The sequence below is a fragment of the Falsiroseomonas sp. genome (assembly GCF_051860665.1).
Classification (GTDB): Bacteria; Pseudomonadota; Alphaproteobacteria; order Acetobacterales; family Acetobacteraceae; genus Falsiroseomonas.
Genome location: NZ_JBHYDM010000034.1, coordinates 1 through 17,008, shown reverse-complemented (window position 1 = coordinate 17,008; position 17,008 = coordinate 1). Strand labels below are relative to the sequence as shown.

The following is a 17,008-nucleotide window of genomic DNA, read 5'->3' as shown; positions in this document are numbered from 1 at the left end:
GGCCGTCTGTCCGCTTTGCGAATCATTCGGCATTTTCTTCCCCCTTCTTCATAGGGGTTCGCCGCGACGAAGCGCAATGCCCGGTTTGGCCCGAGGTAAGGAGGCCGACTATTTCGTGACGAAGGCCTTCTCCACGACGTAGGTCGCAGGCCGGTTGTTGGCGCCTTCGGTAAAGCCGCGCGCCTCAAGGATGGCGCGCATATCGGCGTTCATCGCCTCGCTGCCGCAGAGCATGGCACGGTCCCGCTCCGGCGAAAGGGGCGGCAGGCCGAGATCGGCACAAAGGCGTCCGCTCTCGACCAGCGTGGTGACGCGCCCCTGGTTCGGGAAGGGCTCCCTGGTCACGCTGGGGTAGTAGAGCAGCTTGTCACGGACCATATCGCCCAGCAGCTCATGCGCCGGCAGGTCCTTCGAGATGGTCTCCCGATAGGCCAGCTCCGCCACCTGGCGCACCGTATGAACCACGACAACGCGGTCGAAGCGGTCATAGGTCTCGGGCTCGCGGATCAGGCTCAGGAAGGGTGCCAAGCCGGTACCCGTCGCGAAGAACCACAGCGTGCCGCCCGGCAGCAGGTTGTCGGTCACCAGCGTGCCGGTCGCCTTGCGACCGATCAGCACGCCGTCGCCCGGCACGATGTGCTGCAGCCGGGAGGTCAGGGGCCCGTCCTGCACCTTGATGGACAGGAATTCGAGATGCTCCTCCCAGGGCGCGCTGACCAGCGAATAGGCGCGCACCAGCGGCTTGCCCTCGACCATCAGGCCGATCATCGCGAACTGGCCGGCGACGAAGCGGAACTGCGGGCTGCGCGTGCAGGTGAAGGAGAACAGCCGATCGGTCCAGTGATGGACCGTCAGCACCCGCTCCAGGAAGAACCCGGGCGGGGCGGCTTCGATCGCCGAGGAGGCGCTGGGGGACGACATGGCGCCCGTATGCGACATCCCCCGCCCTGCTGCAATGCGGTTGCACCTGGCGAAGTCACCGCGCCCAAACCTGACCCGGCCGTCTCGCCCTGCCGGGCGCTCTGGGGCATGCTCCCGCCTCACCATGACCCGAGCCCCGCTGATGAACGACCCTGCTCCGCAGTCCGAACCGCCGGTCGGGGATCTCGTGGATGCCACGCCGCGCCCCCTGCCCGCCCGCATCCCCCATCGCGGCGCCTCCGTCACCCTTGAGCCGCTGGCGGTGCGGCATGCGGCCGAACTCTGGGATGCGGCCCAGGCCGATGCGGCGGGCCATGGCTGGGCCTATATGGGCTATGGCCCCTTCGCCGATGCGGAGGCCATGCGGCGCCACGTCGCCGCCTTCGCCGCCCAGCACGACCCGATGGCCTGGGCGATCCGCCCGCACGCCAGCGGCACGGTCCAGGGTTGGCTGACGCTGATGGAAATCCAGCCGGCCAATGCGGCCATCGAGATCGGGCACATCTGGTTCTCGCCCCGCCTGCAACGCACCCGCGCCGCGACGGAGGCCATGTTCCTGCTGATGCGCCATGCGATGGACGACCTCGGCTATCGCCGCCTGGTCTGGAAGTGCAACGCGCTGAACGCCCCCTCGCGCCGCGCAGCCGCCCGCCTCGGCTTCGTCTATGAGGGCGAGTTGCGCGCCCATCTGGTGGTGAAGGGCCGGCGGCGGGATACCGCCTTCTTCTCCATCCTCGCGGAGGAGTGGCCCGGCTGCCGGGACCGCATCGCGGCCTGGCTCGACGATTCGAACTGGGACCATGCCCAGCGTCCGCGCCGCTCCCTCGGCGGCGCCTCGGCCGCCCGGGAAGGCTGAGGCGCCGTGCCATGCAAGCGGGAACCGGCACAGGCGGGCGTTGTGTCCGGACCTATCCTGCCGCAAGATCCAGGATTGGTTTGAATGGGTAACGGAGACAGAGCCGTGCCGCGTGCTTTCGAGGATCGTGTCGGTGCCTTCGTCCCAGGGCCGCGGGTGGAGCTGCCCGCTGCCGCCACCGGACCGCTGCATGGCCTTGATTTCGCGGTCAAGGACCTGTTCGACGTGGCCGGAGCCGTCACCGGCTACGGCAATCCCGACTGGGCGCGCACCCATGCGCCAGCCGCGGCGACCGCGCCCATCATCCTGGCCCTGGCGCAGGCCGGCGCGCAGCTTCGCGGCAAGACGAAGACCGTCGAACTGGCTTATGGCCTGACCGGCGAAAACGTCTGGTATGGCACGCCCACGAACCCCGCCGCGCCGGACCGCTTCCCGGGTGGATCCTCCTGCGGCTCCGCGGCCGCGGTCTCGGCAGGCCTGGTCGATTTCGCGCTCGGCAGCGACACCGGCGGCTCGGTGCGGATCCCGGCCAGCTATTGCGGCATCTTCGGCATCCGGCCCTCCTGGGGGGCAGTCAATCTGACCGCGGCCTGTCCCCTGGGCCCCAGCTTCGACACTGCCGGCTGGTTCGCCTCCCGCGCCTCCGTGCTGCGGCGCGTGGGGGATGTGCTGCTGCCCGGCGGGGGTGCCTCCGGGGGAGAAGGCGCGCTCGGGCCGCTGATCAAGGTGCAGGAAGCCTGGGTGAATGCGGTGCCGCAGACCGCGACCGCCCTGGTGGGTGCGCTTTCGAAGGTCGAAGAGGTGCTCGGCCCCTGCCTCTCCATCCACCTCGCACCGGAAGGGCTGACCCAGCTCTACGAGAATTTCCGGGCGGCGCAGGCGGAGGAGGCCTGGGCCAGCCTGGGCTCCTGGATCGAGGCCATCAAACCCAGCTTCGGCCCCGGTGTCGCGGAGCGCTTTGCCGCGGCCAAGGCCACCGCGCCCGCCGTCGCCGCGGCGGCCCGCGCCTTCCGCGAGGTCTTCCGGCAGCGAATGCGCGCGCTGCTGGCCGGCGGCGCGGTGCTGATCTACCCGACCTCGCCCGTCGCCGCCCCCCGCCTCGACATCGATGCGGAGGCCCAGCAGGCGGTGCGGGAGCGGACCATGGGTGTCACCGCCATCGCCGGACTCGCCGGGCTTTGCGAGGTGACGCTGCCGGCCGCGAAGGTGGATGGCGTGCCAGTCGGCCTCTCGCTGGCGGCCGCGCCGGGCCGTGACCGGGCCCTGCTGGCCGTGGCCGAAAGAGTGGCCGCCGAGCTGCGACTGCCGGTTTGAACGCCACGGCCAGCACGGCGCTTGCCCCTGCCTGCGCGGCGGCCTAATCGCTGCGGCTCCGCCGATCCTGGGAAGCCTGCCGATGCTGATCCGTGACGCGACCGCGAACGACCTGCCGGCCATCACCGCCATCTACGCCCACCACGTCCAGGTCGGCACCGGCACCTTCGAGGAGGTCCCGCCGCCGCAGGCCGAAATGGCGGCACGCATCGCGAAGGTCCAGGAGGCAGGCTGGGCCTGGCTGGTGGCGGAGCTCGATGGCGTTGTCATCGGCTACGCCTATTTCAATCAGTTCCGCGAGCGGTCCGCCTATCGCTTCTCCGCCGAGAATTCGATCTATGTGCGCGACGACGTCCGGGGCCAGGGCGTCGGCAAGGCGCTGGTGGAGGTGCTGCTGCAGCGCGCCACCGATTGCGGCTTCCGGCAGATGCTGGCCGTCATCGGCGATTCGGAGAATGTCGGCTCGATCGGCCTGCACGTCTCGCTCGGCTTCCGGCAGGCGGGGATCCTGAAGGCGGCCGGGCTGAAGTTCGGCCGCTGGGTCGATGTGGTCTTCATGCAGCGCGCGCTCGGCGAAGGCGACCGGACTTCGCCGCTTTAGGAGGGCCGGGACTGACCGCGGACGCCTCCTCTCAGCGTCCGACCAGGGCCAGCAGAATGCCCAGCAGCCAGAACAGCAGGGCGAGGCCGCCGATCTGCTCCGCATGCCAGACCAGACGCTGGCGCAGCGTCTGGGCCATCATGCGCTGCGCCTGTTCCGCCGAAAGGCTGCGTGCCAGGGCCGTCGCGTGTTCCAGCAGCAGACTCCAGAGCTCGCTGCGGCGGAGGTTCCGGCTCGGCGTCCGCCAGGCGAGCCACAGCAGACCCAGGCAGATCAGCGCCAGGAGGTTTCCGCCCGTGCGCATCGCCAGCGCCAGGTCGAAGGACAGCGCCAGCATCAGGGTCACCACGCCCAGCCCGGCAAAGCTGAGGGCGCGGCGGATGCTATGATCCGCCAGGGTCCGCATCAGGTCCATTAACCACTCCCTGAAACACCATCTGCCATCTGGCGGTGGCGCCGCTTGGCGGCAACCTCCAGCCTGCCGTGAAGATCACGGGCGCGCCGAGGTTCCCTCCGCGCGCCAGGATTGTAGCTTGCGGTATATGGTCGAAGGGTTGACGCCAAGCATCGCCGCGGCGCGGGGCACGTCCTGCGCCGTGTGATCGAGCGCGGCCAGAATATAGTGCTTCTCCACCTCCGCCAGCGGCAGGAAGGGCGCAGGCTCCGCCGGCGGCAGCCAGGGGGCGCTGGCCGGCGGCGTGGCCGCGGGCTCCGGCGCCCAGGCCCAATCGGGCGCGGCGATGGGCGGTGCAGGCTGCGACTCCGCCGCCTCCGGCTCCGCGGGCACCGATGGCTCCGCGGGCGCCGATGGCGCGGCGGGACGGATGGCGTTGCGCAGCAGCATCGGCGGCAGCATGCCGGGCTCCACGCGCGCGCCATCGTGCAGCACCACGATATTGCGCACCACATTCTGCAGCTGGCGCACATTTCCCGGCCAGGGATAGGCGGCCAGGGCCTGCTCCGCCTCCCGCGCAAAGCCGCGGAAACGCTTGCCCTCCTCCCGCGCGAAGGCGGCCAGGAAGTGGCGCGCGATCAGCAGGACATCCGCGCCGCGGTCGCGCAGCGGCGGCATATCCACCGGCACGACATAGAGCCGGTAGTACAGATCCTCCCGGAACCGGCCGGCCTCGACCTCCAGCCAGGGGTCGCGGTTGGTGGCGGAGACGATCCGCACATCCACCTTCTCGGGGCGGGAGGCACCGACCGGCTGGAAGCTGCCGGTCTGCACGAAGCGCAGCAGCTTGACCTGCATCTCGAGCGGCATCTCGCCGATCTCATCAAGGAACAAGGTGCCGCCATCGGCCAGCTTGGCGGCGCCGGGCCGGCTGTCGGTGGCGCCGGTGAAGGCGCCCTTCACATGGCCGAAGATTTCCGATTCCAGCAGGTCACGCGGGATCGCGGCGCAGTTCAGCGCGATGAAGGGCCGGTTGCGGCGGGGGCTGGCCTGGTGCACCGCCTCGGCTGCAAGTTCCTTGCCGGTGCCGCTCTCGCCCGTGATGAAGACATTGGCCTTGCTGGCGGCCACGCTTTCGATGGTGCGGTAGACGGCCTGCATGGCAGGCGAGGCACCGATGAAGCCGAAGTAGCTTTCCCGCGTGAGCTGCGCCTTCACCTCGCGCAGCTCGGTCGCCAGCGCGCGCTTCTCCAGCGCATTCTGAAGCGTCACGGTCAGCCGCGTCTTGGCATAGGGCTTGACGATGAAGTCGACGGCCCCCTCGCGCATCGCCTCCACGGCATGGTTCACGCTGCCATGGGCGGTGACCACGATGATGGCCGCCTCCACGCCCTGCGCGCGCAACCGACGCATGGCCTCGAAGCCGGAGAAGTCCGGCAGCTCCAGATCCATCATGATGGCGTCGGGATGCCAGGAGAGGGCCTGCTCCAGGGCCTCGGCCCCGGTTTCCGCCAGCCGAATGTCATGCCCGAGGTCGCGCAGCAGGGCACGGGCCACCTCGGCCTGGGTCGGCGTATCCTCGACGATCAGGATCCGAGCGGCCGCCGTGGCCATGGGGCGCTAGCGGGATCCGGGCGGGCGCTCGGCCAGCGCGGCCAGCTCGGCCAGCGCGGCTTCCGCCTCCTGCCGGACCTGTGGCGCGAGGAGTTGGGGATCGGCGGGATTCCGATGGTCCATCGCGATCCGTGCCACCTGCTCCAGGCGCCGTGCCCCCACGGCGGCGGCGGCGCCTGCCAGGCTATGGGCGGCGCGCCGGTAGCCCTCCTCGTCACCGGCCGCGACCGCCGATGCGAGGAGCCGCGCGAGGCGGCCGAGATCCTCCTCGAAGGTCCGGACGATGCGCACGAAGTCCTCGCGTGGAAGGTCCGACGCAAGCTGGCCAGCGATTTCGGGATCTATTGCGCTCACGAACCACCTCTCGCACTGCATGGGCATGGGGTCAACGCATCTGGCCTGTCGAAGGCGCAGAGGTTGCTCCGTCTGCCCCTCAGGGCACCCGCTGCGCCGCGGCCCGGATCCCCAGGAGATCGCAGGCCGCCTCCCGCGCCATGTTGCGGCTCGGCTGCTGGGCGAAGGCGCTCAGGCGCAGCAGCGCCGCCTGTACCCGCCGACCAGCCAGGGCGGCACCATCGGCCTCGAGCGCGAGCTGGCTGGTCCGGCACAGCGCCAGCGCGGCATCGTCCAGCCGACTGACCGGGTCGGCATAGGCATCCGCCACGCGGCGGCGGGACAGCCGCCGCGCCAGCCCCTCCGCCCCGTCCGGATCGACCGCGCGCACCAGACGATCGGCGAAGGGACGCGGCAGGCAGCCCACGGGGGCGCAGGCCGCGAGATGCAGCCAGAGGTCCCAGTCCTCGGAACGCTGGAGCTGCTCATTGAATCCGCCGACGGCCCGCAGCAGGGCCGTGCGCGCCATCACGGTGGAGGTGGCGACCAAGGGTTCAGCATAGATGGCTGCCTGCCCATCGTGGTCCAGCATGAAGGCCTCGCGCCGCATGCTGTGGCGGGCAGCAAAGCTTGGGCAGCGGGCGAAGCCGCCCGGCAGCTCCGTGCCATCCTCGGCGAAGCATCGATGGTCGGTGAAGGAGAAGCCGATCTCGGGGTAGAGCCGATGCAGTTCCAGCTGCGCCGCCAGCTTGCCGCGCCGCCAGCGGTCATCGGCATCCAGGAAGGCCACCAGCGGCGCCTGCGCCGCGGCCAGACCCAGGTTGCGCGCCGCAGCCGGGCCGGCGCCGGTGGCGGTGAGCGGCCGGAGCCGCCGGTCACTGGCGGCGATTCCGCGGAGGTAGTCGGCGGTGCCGTCCTCCGACCGGTCATCGACCACCAGGATCTCGATCTGCGCCGCCGGGCCCAGGGAGGCGACGGCGCCGGGAAGCCAGCGCAGGGCGTTATGCGCCGGGATCACCACGCTGAGCTGGGGCGGTGCGTACAAGTCGGGCCTCGCGATCTGCATCGGACGGCCGGGAAAACGGCCTCCTGAAGCCCTCCCTGCATCCCGCGTTCCAGCAGATCGCGTTGCAATTTGCGATCACAGACCCATCAAACGGGACGAATGATCTCAATTTCTGGGATATTCACCGCGCTCCATAGCGCAGCAGCATGGCCCGCAGCGGGTCGGATCCGGGGTTATGCGCCTCCATCGCGACCACGATCTGCCGCGCCGAATACTCGCGGCCGTAATAGCTGCGCGCCGAGTCCGGCCGGTAGGAGAGCACGGAGCCGGAGAGGGACACGCCCGCGAACAGACCGCGCGACTTCGCGATTGCCACGATATCCGCGCCGACCGCAGCCGTGGTGCTGCCCTGGATGCCGCCGCCGATGGTGGCCAGCGCGAGGGAGGCGTCGGCGCCGATCTTGAACTGGCTGTCCATCACCGCCTGCAGGCCGCGATCGGTCATGATCATCATGGCCACCATCGCATCCTGCACGCCGATCTGCAGGCCGAAGCTGCCGGAGCCGAGTCCGTAGAAGGCCGGGGAGGACCAGGAGCCGGCCCCGTCGCGCCCGATCAGCACGCAGGACCCGCCCTCCCCGCCCAGGATGAAGCCGGCCCGGAAGACGCGCGGGCAGACCATCACGGCGCGTGCCCGCTGCAGGAAGCCGACCGCATCCCCGGCCTGTTCGCCGCTGCTCATCAGCTCCTGCACCGCCAGCGTCGCCCGGTCGACCAGCGCCTGTTCTTCCTGCTGCGCCGCAGCAGGCACGGCAAACAGCAGCCCGATGGCGAGCATCATCCCACGGAACATGAAAAGCCCCCCGCAACCCTATGTCGCAGCACAGTCTACATGGGCGCGACTCGGGTGTCCAAGGTGAAGCGGCCCGGGCGCTTGAGCCAGGTGTTCAGCCGCCCGAGGGCGCGGTGAAGGGTTCCTCGTTCACCGCCGCCACCCGCCAATCGGCGCCATGCCGCTCCAGCCGGGTCAGCGAGAGGTTCTTGATGGAGAAGATCAGGGCCTGGTGCGGCGTCAGCCCCATTGCCTGGGCGATCGCGGCCCGGATCGAGCCGCCATGCGCGACGATCACGATGTCCTGCCCCGCGCTCTCCTCCACCAGCCGGTTGAGAACCGCGGCGACCCGCTCAACCACCTCGGCGAAGGATTCCCCGCCGGGCGGCTTTTCCTCTCCCGCATGGGGCCAGAAGGGGTGCGGCGGGTGGCGGAGCAGCTCGGCGAAGCGCTCATGCGAAAGGCCCTGGAGTTCGCCCAGATGCTGTTCCGCCAGGTCCGCCTCGACCTCCAGCGCCGCGGGCGCATAGCCAGCCGCGAAGATCGCGGCCGCGGTGGCGCGGGTGCGCGACAGCGGCGTGACCACCCAGCGCGCCCCCTCCGGCAACCGGGCGGCGAGCCAGCGGTAGGCCGCGGCCTCCTGCTGCAGGGCCAGCTCGCAGAGCCCCACATCCATGCTGCCATAGACGACGGCGCGGGCGGAGGGCTCCACCAGCGCGTGACGGACGAGGAACAACCGGGTGATCTGCACGGGGCCGGTCTAGCGGGGACGCGGCCGTGCCGGAAGATGCCCTATTCGCCGCGGGCGCGACGGGCGGCCTGCAGCGCCCAATAGTCGTCCGGCAGTGCGTCGATGCCATGGGCGCTCGGCATCAGCACCGGCACCTGCAGGCAGAGCGACTGCGCCGGCAGCACGTCCCGCCACTGCGCCACCAGCCGCTTGAAGGCCTCGCCCACCGGCCGGATCTTGCGATCCAGATCATAGAGCCCGACCGGATCGACGCGGCCATTCTCCTCCCGCAGCGCCGTGTCCCAGTCCATCTGGTCGGTCAGCGAATACCAGGTGAAGCCGACCACCGGCACGCCGTCGTTCCGCACGCGCAGCACATTGGCCCATTGCTTCCACAGCCAGCGTTCCGCCGCGCCCTGGCCGTCGTCGCGGATATTGGTCTCCGTGTGCATGACGGGCAGCGCATAGCGCTGGTGATACTGATGCGTCAGCACGGCATAGCCGAAGACCTCGCCCGAGGCGCGGGTGCCGCCATCCGGCATCACCAGGTGCTCGTTCGTCCAGTAGTAGTCGTTGCCCATGATGCAGTGATGCTTCAACGAGCTCTGCGACAGGAAGAAGTGGTACTCCTCACGCGTCATGCCGTTGTCCAGCAGGTATTCGTACATGCCGCTGTCCACCCGCCGGCCGTAGTTCAGATCCAGCGACAGGAAGCGTTCCTGGTTGCGCTGCTCCGCCGGCCCGATGGCATCCGGGCTTTCGGCATGGAAATACTCCGTGCTCTCGCTCTGGATGAAGATGGCGTCGCGGCGGACTTCCAGGATGGCGCGCATCGCCAGGACATTGGCGGCCACGATGTGCTTCAGCGCGGTGACGAAGCTGCGGTCGGTGCGCAGTTCCTCGTTCCACCAGCCATAGCGGGCGGAGAAGAGCGCGCAGATATACATCTCATTGACCGGGGTATAGAGCTGGACCCAGGGGAACCGCCGCGCGAAGGCGCCCGCATAGGCCGCGAAAAGCCTTGGGAAATCCGGATTCTGGAAGTCGCCGATCCAGTCCGGCACGCCGAAGTGGCAGAGATCGACGATCGGCACGATGTCGCGGCGCTGCAATTCGCCGAAGGTCGCATCCGCGAAATCCCAGTCGTGCCGGCCCGGCCCGGTCAGGGTGGTGTGCAGCGGCGGCCCGTAGCGCAGGAAGGACAGGCCCAGCTCCTGCACCAGGCCGAAATCCTCGCGCCATCGCTCGTAGTGGCCGCAGCGCGCCATCTCATCCACCCGGACGCGGCCGCCCTTGATGCGCGGAATGCTGTTCTCGATGCCGGTGGCGAAGAGGAAGGCGGGTGGTGCGGTCATGCCAGCCGGAACGCGGCAGGCGGGCCTCGGTTACGCCAGGCTCAGCCGTTTCGCCGCCGCCGCTCGACCAGGCCGCCCTGGAAGATGCGGACCCCCACCTCCCAGCCCCAGGCGATCGCGGCCGGCCGGTCGACGCCGACCAGCACGATGGCCTCTGGCCGCGCCAGCGCGCGTTCCAGCGCGTCGGACCTCGCCACCGGCAGCTCGGCGGACCACCGCAACCGCAGCAGATCGAGGCCCAGCCGCTCCGGCGGCAGGATGGCCAGCAGTTCGACCGGCGCATCGTCCAGCGCCAGCCTGTAGCCCCTGCCGCGCGCGAAATCGCGCGCGGTGGTGAAACCGCCCGGATCGGCCAGGATATCGGCGGGCCGGAAGGCCAGGGTGATGTCCTGGCGGCGCCCCGCCGGCAGGCTTTCGTCGAATTTCAGGAAGCCGGGCGCGGCGAGGGTCGCCGGCGTCACGGGCAGGCCGATCCGCCGCCAGCCGAGTTGCGCGGCCGGGCGGCCGATCTCGGCCAGCATGCGCAGTTCGGCCAGCCGGGCCAGCCGGCGCTGCAGGGTGGAGCAGGCGGTGATATCGACACCCGGCAGGACGGCGGCCGCCAGGCTGGACCAGGCGATGCGGCGATCCTCCCAGAGCGGCTCGGCCGGCTCCCCCTCGGGATCCAGCCGGCAGACGCCCTGTGCCAGCGTCATCGCCTCGACATCCGCCTGCGCCAGGGCGCGCTCCGCCATGGCCAGATCGAAGCTGTTGATCGGCGCGGCATCGACCGGGTGGATCGGCGCCTCGGGCACCTGCGAAAGGCCCAGGCTTTCGGCGGCGACCGCCAGCAGTTGCGCCGCACCCGCCGGCAGCCGCAGCGCCTGCACCGCCTCGGCGGCCGCGGGGTCGAGCGCGCGCAGCAGGGCCAGCCGGGCGGTTTCCAGCACCAGCCCCGGCGGGGCGGCAACCGCCACCACATCGCCATTCGGCAGGTCGAAGACGCGGGTGCGCGCGGCGGCCATCACCGGCTCCAGCGCATCCCGCAGCAGGCGCTGATGCTGCGGCCGGCGGGAGACCGGGCCGAGGCCAGCCAGGCGCAGGTGCAGCACCTCCCGCACCGCATTGGCGGCGACACTCTCCCGCACCAGCGCAGCCAGCTCCGCCGCGGCGCGCACGCCACCCGGGCGGCGCTCGAGCTCTGCCTCCCCGGGCCTCATGCCGCTGGACGGGGCGGGCTGGTGCCGCCCTGCCGCGCCGCCGCGCCGAGCACCGCCGCGGCGACCGGCGGCCGCGCGGGCGCCGCCGCAGCCTCAAGGAAGCGGCCCTCCATGCGCAGAATGCCATGCCGCCGCCCCCAGTCGAGCGCCAGCTGATCCTCGACGCCCGACAGGATAAGGCGTTCGGGCGGGACGCGGCCGAGCGCCTCCACCACCCCCGGATGCGCCATGGCGGGCGACCAGACCAGACGCAGCCAGTCCACCGGCAGCGCCGCAAGCTCCAGGATGCGCAGCGCGCTGGCGCCAAGGCCATCCAACTCCAGGCCCCAGCCCTGGCCGGCCAGGCTGTCCCGCCGCGCAGCCAGGGCTGCGGGATCGGAGACCACTTCCAGACCGACGGTTGCGACCAGGCCGCCACGCGCACCACCTTGCGCGCCCTCTCCCCGGCCGCTGATCGGCGCCGGCGGAACCGGCAGATGCAGTGGCCCGGGCAGGACGCTCCCCATCAGCTCCCGGCCCTGCACCGGGTCGCCGATGGCCTGCAGCAGGCGCGCCGCCAGGCTGCGCGAGGCGTGTTCCAGCAGATCCGCATCCGCGCCCAGGCTTCCCAGCAGCGCCGCGAGTGGCACGGCGGCCACCGACAGCCGCAGGAAGGCCGGGCGGCAGGCGCCGCTGGCGGGATCGACCCGCATCCCGATCTGCCGCCGCACCACCTGGGTCAGCGGCAGGCTGCGCAGCCAGGTATCCAGCCCCGCCAGGGCCGGCCCCGCGCCGGCGGCACCCTGCGTTCCGGCCTCCGCGGCATAGGCGAGCAGGGCGCCGGCATCCCGCTCCAGCGACCAGATCCGCGTCACCTGCCCGCCCAGGAGCCGGTCGAGCAGGCCGCGCAACCGTTCGGCGCGGCCGGCCTCGGCACCGATCAGCAGCAATTCCTCGTTCGGCCCCTCCGCCACGACGCCGCCCGCCACCAGCGCGCCTTCCTGGAGCAGCGCCCGCGCCACGCGCCGCCGATGCGGCGCCATCACCGGCACCCGCAGGGCGACGCGCCCCGAAGGCGCGCGCAGGGCTTCCCGCATTACCGCAAGCAGCGGTGCCTGCTGTGGCGTGGCGGAGACATCCTTGGTGGCGAAGCCTTCTGGCATGGATCAGGAACCGCGAGGGCCGGGATGGCGGTGTCGCCCCCCATCCGCCTAGAGTCCGCCGGCAATGGCTGCCAAACGCTTAATCCCGGGCGCGACAACGCAGGCTTTCCTGCCGGAGGGGCTGCGAATCTATGCGGTGGGCGACAGCCATGGCTGTGCCCGCCAGCTGGCGGCGCTGCACGGGCTGATCCTGGCCGATCTCGCCGCACGCCCCATCGCCCGGCCGCGCCTGGTCCACCTTGGCGATTACGTGGACCGCGGGCCGGACAGTGCCGGTGTGCTGGCGATTCTGGCAGCCCCGCCGGCGCGGCTGCCCATCATCAACCTGATGGGCAATCACGACCAGATGATGCTGGACGCGCTGGCGCCCGATGCGGCGAAGCAGGAGGTCGAGCTCTGGCTGGCCAATGGGGGCGGCGCCACGCTCGAAAGCTACGGCGCCAGCCCACGCGATGCCCGCAGCTGGGGGCGCATCCCGGCCGCGCATCTGGATCTGCTGCGATCCTGCCCCAGCCATCATGCCGCAGGCGGCTATGTCTTCGTCCATGCCGGGCTGCGCCCCGGGGTTGCGCCGGAACTGCAGCAACGCATGGACATGCTGTGGATCCGGGAGCCCTTCCTGTCCGGGCGAGGCGGGCTGCCGGCCGTCGTGGTGCATGGCCATACGCCGGCGGCGAGCCCCGAGATCCTGCCGCACCGGATCGGACTCGACACGGGCGCGGTCTTCGGCGGGGCGCTGACCTGCGGCGTGTTCCAGGGCGCGCGGGTCGATTTCCTGCAGGTCTAGAGACAGGCTTCGGCTACGCGGCGCCGCCTGCCGCGCCGTATTTCGCCCCCGTGCGGATGGGGGCGCCTTGCGCCGGATGTGGCGATTGGGCTACGCCAAGCCGATGCAAGGCCCCGCGCCCGCCGACCTTCCCATGCCAGAAATCCCGGTCGGCGACCTGACCGAGGCGGTGCGCCTGCTCAAGCGGGCCTCCGTCCTCGTCGTCGGCGACGCCATGCTGGACCGCTATGTCTATGGCCAGGTGGAGCGCGTCAGCCCGGAAGCGCCCGTCGCCGTGCTGGCGGTGGAACGCGAGGTCGCCATGCCTGGCGGTGCCGGCAATGTGGTGCGCAACCTCACGGCCCTCGGCGCCGCCGTGGCCTTCGTCTCTGTTGTGGGCGACGACCAGGCCGGCAGCGACCTGACCGGGCTGATCGGCGGCCAGCCCAATGTGGAGCCCTGGCTGCTGGTGCAGGGCGGCCGCGCCACCACGACCAAGACCCGCTTCATCGCCGCCGGCCAGCAATTGCTGCGCGCCGACCACGAGATGGCCGGGCCGATCCATCCGCGCCTGGCGGAACGGCTGGTGCGCATCGCCGCCGATGCCGTGGCCGCGACCACCGTCATGGTGCTGTCCGACTACAACAAGGGCGTGCTGTCCGGCGATACGGCGCAGCGCCTGATCGCCGCCGCGCGCAGCGCCGGGCGCCGCGTGGTGGTGGACCCCAAGGGCATCGACTATGCCCGCTATGCCGGCGCCGACCTCATCACGCCGAACCGGGCCGAGCTGAAGCAGGCCACCGGCATGCCGGTGGATACCGAGGCCGCGCTGGTCGCCGCCGCCCAGCGGCTGCGCATCGACCATGGTTTTGGCGGCGTCCTGGTGACCCGCAGCGAGGATGGCATGACGCTGGTGGAAGCCGAGGGCGTCCGCCACTTCCCGGCCGAGGCGCCGGAGGTCCACGATGTCTCGGGCGCCGGCGATACCGTGGTCGCGGTGGTCGCCGCCGGGCTTGCCGCCGGCCTCGCCGTCCCGGTCGCCGCCCGCCTGTCGAACATCGCGGCCGGAATCGTCGTCGGCAAGATCGGCACCGCCGTGGCGCGGGAGGGCGATCTGCTGGAGGCCATGACTCCGGAGCGCGGCGCGCTGCGCAAGGTGGTCTCCCGCGCCCAGGCGGTGGAGCAGGTGGAACGCTGGCGACGGCGCGGCTGGCGCGTCGGCTTCACCAATGGCTGCTTCGACCTGCTGCATCCAGGCCATGTGCATCTGCTGGAACAGGCGCGGTCCTGGTGCGACCGGCTGGTCGTCGGTCTCAATGCGGATTCCAGCGTGAAGCGCCTGAAGGGCGAGGCCCGGCCGATCCAGGGCGAGGCCGCCCGCGCCGCCGTGCTCGCCTCCCTTGCCTCGGTCGACCTGGTGACGGTCTTCGAGGAGGACACGCCGCTGGAGCTGCTGCGCCTGCTGCGGCCCGAGGTGCTGGTGAAGGGCGCCGACTATACCGTGGACAAGGTGGTTGGCGCGGATCTGGTCACCGACTGGGGTGGCCAGGTCCGCCTCGCGGCGCTGCTGCCGGGCCAGAGCACCACGGCCACCGTGGCCCGCATCCGGGGCTGAGGCGCCGCGGGCCGCGCACCCGCTACGCAGGCTCCGGCCAGACGAAGCGCTGGCGCTCCAGATAGGCAAGGCGCGCCGCGAGATCCTCCGCCGCGCAGGCCATCACGGATATCACGCCGATGCCGACCTCCCGCGCACGCGGGTCCGTGGTCTCCGGCGCGGCATCGGCCTCGATCGCGAGTTCCATCACCTGGCCCTGGGGGGACACCTCCAGCGCCGCCACGGCGCGTCCGCCGGCCGCCAGATCCAGCACCAGGGGTTCGGCGCCCCGGACCGCGAGCGTCACGCGTTGGTCGCGCGCCGGGGCGCGCAGCATCAGGTGCAGGCGGAGCGTGCCGGTCTGCGCCTCAGCCACCGGCAATTGCAGCAGGGCGCGGCCGGGACGGGTCCAGCAGCCCCAGGCCTCGGCGCGATGCCACCCCTCCCCCGCGCGCAGCAGGTCGGCGAGCGCCATGGCGGGGTCGGGCAGCGGCGCCGCGATTTCCGCCAGCCGGTGCACCGTGCCAAGGGCAACGGGCGGCGGCGCCGGGGGCGCGGCGGAGGGCGCGCCAGCGAGGCGCGACAGGAGGTCGTCCGTCACCTGCTTCCAGGCGCGCAGCTTCAGCCCGGCGCGTACCTTCGCCTCCTGTGCCTGGCGGAAGGCCGGGTCGAAGACCAGCCGCTCCACCGAATCGAGGAAATCCGGCTCGCTCTGGTGGCGGAAATGCAGCGCAAGGCCGAGGCCGGCTTCCAGCAACCCGCTATGGTCCGGGGCCAAGGCGGCCTTGCCATGCGACAGCGCCTCCGTCACCGGCAGGCCCCAGCCCTCGTGGAAGGAGTTGTACAGGGTGAAGAGCGCGCCCTCATACAGCCCGTCCAGCGCCGAATCCGGCACATCGGTCAGCAGCCGGACCCCCTCGCGCAGCGCCGGCGCATTGCGCAGCAGCGCCAGCGCGGGGTCGGAGAGATAGCCGGGGCGGCCGACCAGCACCAGCAGCGGCAGCGCCGCGGCGCCATGCTTGCGGATCAGCGCCAGCCAGGCGTTCAGCACGAAAAGGTGGTTCTTGCGCGATTCCAGCGTGCCTACGAACAGGGCATAGGGCCGCCCCGCCAGCGCGGCGATGCCCGGATGCGGCCGTGCGGCCGATGGCACGCGCAGGGGCTGCGCATCCAGCCGCAGAACGGAGACCGGTGGGGTGGGCAGGCCGGGCAGCAGCTTCTGGCGCAGCGCCTCGATATCCTTCCGCGTCGCCTCGGAGACGGCCAGCAGCAGGTCGGCATGGGCGCCGAGACCGGCGAACCAGCGCGCGAATTCCGCGACCATCCCGGGGGTATTGTGCTCCGGCACCACCAGCGGCCCGCAGTCATGCACCAGCGGCGCGTAGCGCACCCCATGCCGCGCCTTCACCGCGCGCAGCGCCAGGCTGTAGTCCGGCAGCCACCAGGAGGAGCCGAGGTTCACCAGCCAGGCGCCCTGCGGGAAGACGAGCTCCGGCGCCGCCGCCACCGCTTCCCGCGCCAGGCCGACCGCTTCCCGCCAGGGGCTGTCGAGAGGATCGGCGCCGGCGCGGGCCAGGGCGGCCAGGCGCAGGAAGATTTCGCGCGGCAGGGCGCGCCAGGCCGCGGCTTCGGCATCGAAGACGGCCAGCAGGACGGTGGAGGCCGCCACCCCCGGCCGCAGCGCCGGGCCCACGATCTCCATCTGGACGCGCTGGATGCCGGAGGGGGCACGGTTGCTGCCGAACCAGGACAGCAGGTCCGATAGGTCGAAGACCACGGAAAGATCGCCCACCAGGGTCAGCCCGCCGCCTTCGGCCGCCGCCGCCTCCGCCAGCCCGCCCTCCGCCAGCAGGGTCGCCACCTCGCGCCAGGCGAGGTCGCTGTCCGGCGTCAGATCGAGCGCGCGGGCATAGGCGATGCGCGCGCCGGCCCGGTCGCCGGCCCGCTTCAGGGCGTGGCCGATCTGGATCTGCAGATCGGCATCCTCCGGCAGGCCGCGCTCCGCCTGGCGGTAGGACGCGACGGCGCCGAGCGGGTCGCCCTGTTCCTTCACGCAATGGCCGTGCTGGATCCAGATGCCCCAGTCATCGGGGTGCTGCGCCAGCCAGGCGGCGTAGCCCTCGGCGGCGCCACGCCAGTCGCGCGCATCGCGCCTGCGATCCGCCTCCCCCAATAGGCCCGCACCCTCGCTCCGCCGCACACCGTCCATGCCTGAAGATCCTGCCTGCCGGGCCGTCAGACAGGTCTAGCGCATCTTCGGCAGGACGGCACGCCGGTCAGGCCCGGCCGTAGGTGTCTTCCAGGCGCACGATGTCGTCCTCGCCCAGATAGGACCCCGACTGCACCTCGAT

Annotated in this window: 17 protein-coding genes; 5 read left to right on the top strand and 12 right to left on the bottom strand. The window is 71.5% G+C overall.

All coding sequences use genetic code 11. The features are described 5' to 3' along the window. Window positions 1–108: 108 nt before the first annotated feature. Complete coding sequence (locus ACTIF1_RS22720; RefSeq protein ID WP_439598734.1) at window positions 109–921, bottom strand: ferredoxin--NADP reductase; 813 nt, start codon at window positions 919–921, stop codon at window positions 109–111. A gap of 124 nt (window positions 922–1,045) precedes the next feature. On the opposite strand from ACTIF1_RS22720, the gene ACTIF1_RS22715 reads away from it, so the two are divergent. The 3 genes from ACTIF1_RS22715 (at window position 1,046) to ACTIF1_RS22705 (ending at window position 3,692) form a co-directional block, all read left to right on the top strand. Next, complete coding sequence (locus tag ACTIF1_RS22715) at window positions 1,046–1,777, top strand: GNAT family N-acetyltransferase (RefSeq protein ID WP_439598733.1); 732 nt, start codon at window positions 1,046–1,048, stop codon at window positions 1,775–1,777. Window positions 1,778–1,882: 105 nt separating this feature from the next. Continuing rightward, window positions 1,883–3,091, top strand: coding sequence for an amidase (locus ACTIF1_RS22710; protein ID WP_439598732.1), 1,209 nt, complete (start codon window positions 1,883–1,885; stop codon window positions 3,089–3,091). Window positions 3,092–3,173: 82 nt separating this feature from the next. After that, window positions 3,174–3,692 carry a GNAT family N-acetyltransferase gene (locus ACTIF1_RS22705; protein ID WP_439598731.1) on the top strand — a complete coding sequence of 173 codons (519 nt, stop codon included), beginning with the start codon at window positions 3,174–3,176 and terminating at the stop codon, window positions 3,690–3,692. A gap of 31 nt (window positions 3,693–3,723) precedes the next feature. Here ACTIF1_RS22705 and ACTIF1_RS22700 read toward each other — a convergent pair whose 3' ends face one another. From ACTIF1_RS22700 to ACTIF1_RS22660, 9 genes are all read right to left on the bottom strand, one after another. After that, window positions 3,724–4,107, bottom strand: coding sequence for a hypothetical protein (locus ACTIF1_RS22700; RefSeq protein WP_439598730.1), 384 nt, complete (start codon window positions 4,105–4,107; stop codon window positions 3,724–3,726). Window positions 4,108–4,182: 75 nt separating this feature from the next. Then, window positions 4,183–5,700: a sigma-54-dependent transcriptional regulator gene (locus ACTIF1_RS22695; protein ID WP_439598729.1), complete on the bottom strand. Its 1,518-nt coding sequence runs from the start codon at window positions 5,698–5,700 to the stop codon at window positions 4,183–4,185. 6 nt (window positions 5,701–5,706) lie between these two features. Beyond that, a complete protein-coding gene (locus ACTIF1_RS22690; RefSeq protein ID WP_439598728.1) occupies window positions 5,707–5,991 on the bottom strand; it encodes an Hpt domain-containing protein in 285 nt (94 codons plus the stop codon). Window positions 5,992–6,133: 142 nt separating this feature from the next. After that, entirely contained in the window at window positions 6,134–7,078 is a 945-nt protein-coding gene (locus ACTIF1_RS22685; RefSeq protein WP_439598727.1) for a glycosyltransferase family 2 protein, read from the bottom strand. Between the two features lie 142 nt (window positions 7,079–7,220). Next, window positions 7,221–7,880, bottom strand: coding sequence for a lipid-binding SYLF domain-containing protein (locus ACTIF1_RS22680; protein ID WP_439598726.1), 660 nt, complete (start codon window positions 7,878–7,880; stop codon window positions 7,221–7,223). Between the two features lie 106 nt (window positions 7,881–7,986). Then, window positions 7,987–8,622, bottom strand: coding sequence for a histidine phosphatase family protein (locus ACTIF1_RS22675; RefSeq protein WP_439598725.1), 636 nt, complete (start codon window positions 8,620–8,622; stop codon window positions 7,987–7,989). 41 nt (window positions 8,623–8,663) lie between these two features. Further along, a complete protein-coding gene (locus ACTIF1_RS22670; protein WP_439598724.1) occupies window positions 8,664–9,956 on the bottom strand; it encodes a family 1 glycosylhydrolase in 1,293 nt (430 codons plus the stop codon). Window positions 9,957–9,997: 41 nt separating this feature from the next. Next, window positions 9,998–11,155 (bottom strand): hypothetical protein, encoded by a 1,158-nt coding sequence (locus tag ACTIF1_RS22665; protein ID WP_439598723.1) that lies wholly within the window; start codon window positions 11,153–11,155, stop codon window positions 9,998–10,000. Continuing rightward, window positions 11,152–12,297, bottom strand: a complete 1,146-nt coding sequence (locus ACTIF1_RS22660) for a hypothetical protein (RefSeq protein ID WP_439598722.1) — start codon at window positions 12,295–12,297, stop codon at window positions 11,152–11,154. Before ACTIF1_RS22660 ends, ACTIF1_RS22665 begins: the two co-directional genes overlap by 4 nt. A gap of 64 nt (window positions 12,298–12,361) precedes the next feature. Here ACTIF1_RS22660 and ACTIF1_RS22655 point away from each other — a divergent pair, with 64 nt between their 5' ends. Together ACTIF1_RS22655 and rfaE1 are read left to right on the top strand one after the other, a co-directional pair. After that, on the top strand, window positions 12,362–13,084 hold the full coding sequence (locus ACTIF1_RS22655; protein ID WP_439598721.1) for a metallophosphoesterase family protein: 723 nt from the start codon (window positions 12,362–12,364) through the stop codon (window positions 13,082–13,084). A gap of 133 nt (window positions 13,085–13,217) precedes the next feature. Further along, on the top strand, window positions 13,218–14,678 hold the full coding sequence (rfaE1, locus tag ACTIF1_RS22650) for a D-glycero-beta-D-manno-heptose-7-phosphate kinase (protein ID WP_439598720.1): 1,461 nt from the start codon (window positions 13,218–13,220) through the stop codon (window positions 14,676–14,678). Between the two features lie 22 nt (window positions 14,679–14,700). On the opposite strand, the gene ACTIF1_RS22645 is transcribed toward rfaE1, so the two are convergent. Further along, window positions 14,701–16,866 carry a glycosyltransferase gene (locus ACTIF1_RS22645; RefSeq protein WP_439598719.1) on the bottom strand — a complete coding sequence of 722 codons (2,166 nt, stop codon included), beginning with the start codon at window positions 16,864–16,866 and terminating at the stop codon, window positions 14,701–14,703. A 67-nt stretch (window positions 16,867–16,933) separates the two neighbouring features. Beyond that, on the bottom strand, window positions 16,934–17,008 hold a 75-nt coding region (locus ACTIF1_RS22640; RefSeq protein ID WP_216837025.1), incomplete at its 5' end, for a hypothetical protein.

What these genes read in the sequence shown, in the direction of transcription:
- ACTIF1_RS22720 (WP_439598734.1), bottom strand. Translation starts at nt 921, where the DNA reads ATGTCGTCCCCCAGCGCCTCCTCGGCGATCGAAGCCGCCCCGCCCGGG.
- ACTIF1_RS22715 (WP_439598733.1), top strand. Translation starts at nt 1,046, where the DNA reads ATGACCCGAGCCCCGCTGATGAACGACCCTGCTCCGCAGTCCGAACCG.
- ACTIF1_RS22705 (WP_439598731.1), top strand. Translation starts at nt 3,174, where the DNA reads ATGCTGATCCGTGACGCGACCGCGAACGACCTGCCGGCCATCACCGCC.
- ACTIF1_RS22700 (WP_439598730.1), bottom strand. Translation starts at nt 4,107, where the DNA reads ATGGACCTGATGCGGACCCTGGCGGATCATAGCATCCGCCGCGCCCTC.
- ACTIF1_RS22695 (WP_439598729.1), bottom strand. Translation starts at nt 5,700, where the DNA reads ATGGCCACGGCGGCCGCTCGGATCCTGATCGTCGAGGATACGCCGACC.
- ACTIF1_RS22680 (WP_439598726.1), bottom strand. Translation starts at nt 7,880, where the DNA reads ATGATGCTCGCCATCGGGCTGCTGTTTGCCGTGCCTGCTGCGGCGCAG.
- ACTIF1_RS22670 (WP_439598724.1), bottom strand. Translation starts at nt 9,956, where the DNA reads ATGACCGCACCACCCGCCTTCCTCTTCGCCACCGGCATCGAGAACAGC.
- ACTIF1_RS22665 (WP_439598723.1), bottom strand. Translation starts at nt 11,155, where the DNA reads ATGAGGCCCGGGGAGGCAGAGCTCGAGCGCCGCCCGGGTGGCGTGCGC.
- ACTIF1_RS22660 (WP_439598722.1), bottom strand. Translation starts at nt 12,297, where the DNA reads ATGCCAGAAGGCTTCGCCACCAAGGATGTCTCCGCCACGCCACAGCAG.
- ACTIF1_RS22655 (WP_439598721.1), top strand. Translation starts at nt 12,362, where the DNA reads ATGGCTGCCAAACGCTTAATCCCGGGCGCGACAACGCAGGCTTTCCTG.
- rfaE1 (WP_439598720.1), top strand. Translation starts at nt 13,218, where the DNA reads ATGCCAGAAATCCCGGTCGGCGACCTGACCGAGGCGGTGCGCCTGCTC.
- ACTIF1_RS22645 (WP_439598719.1), bottom strand. Translation starts at nt 16,866, where the DNA reads ATGGACGGTGTGCGGCGGAGCGAGGGTGCGGGCCTATTGGGGGAGGCG.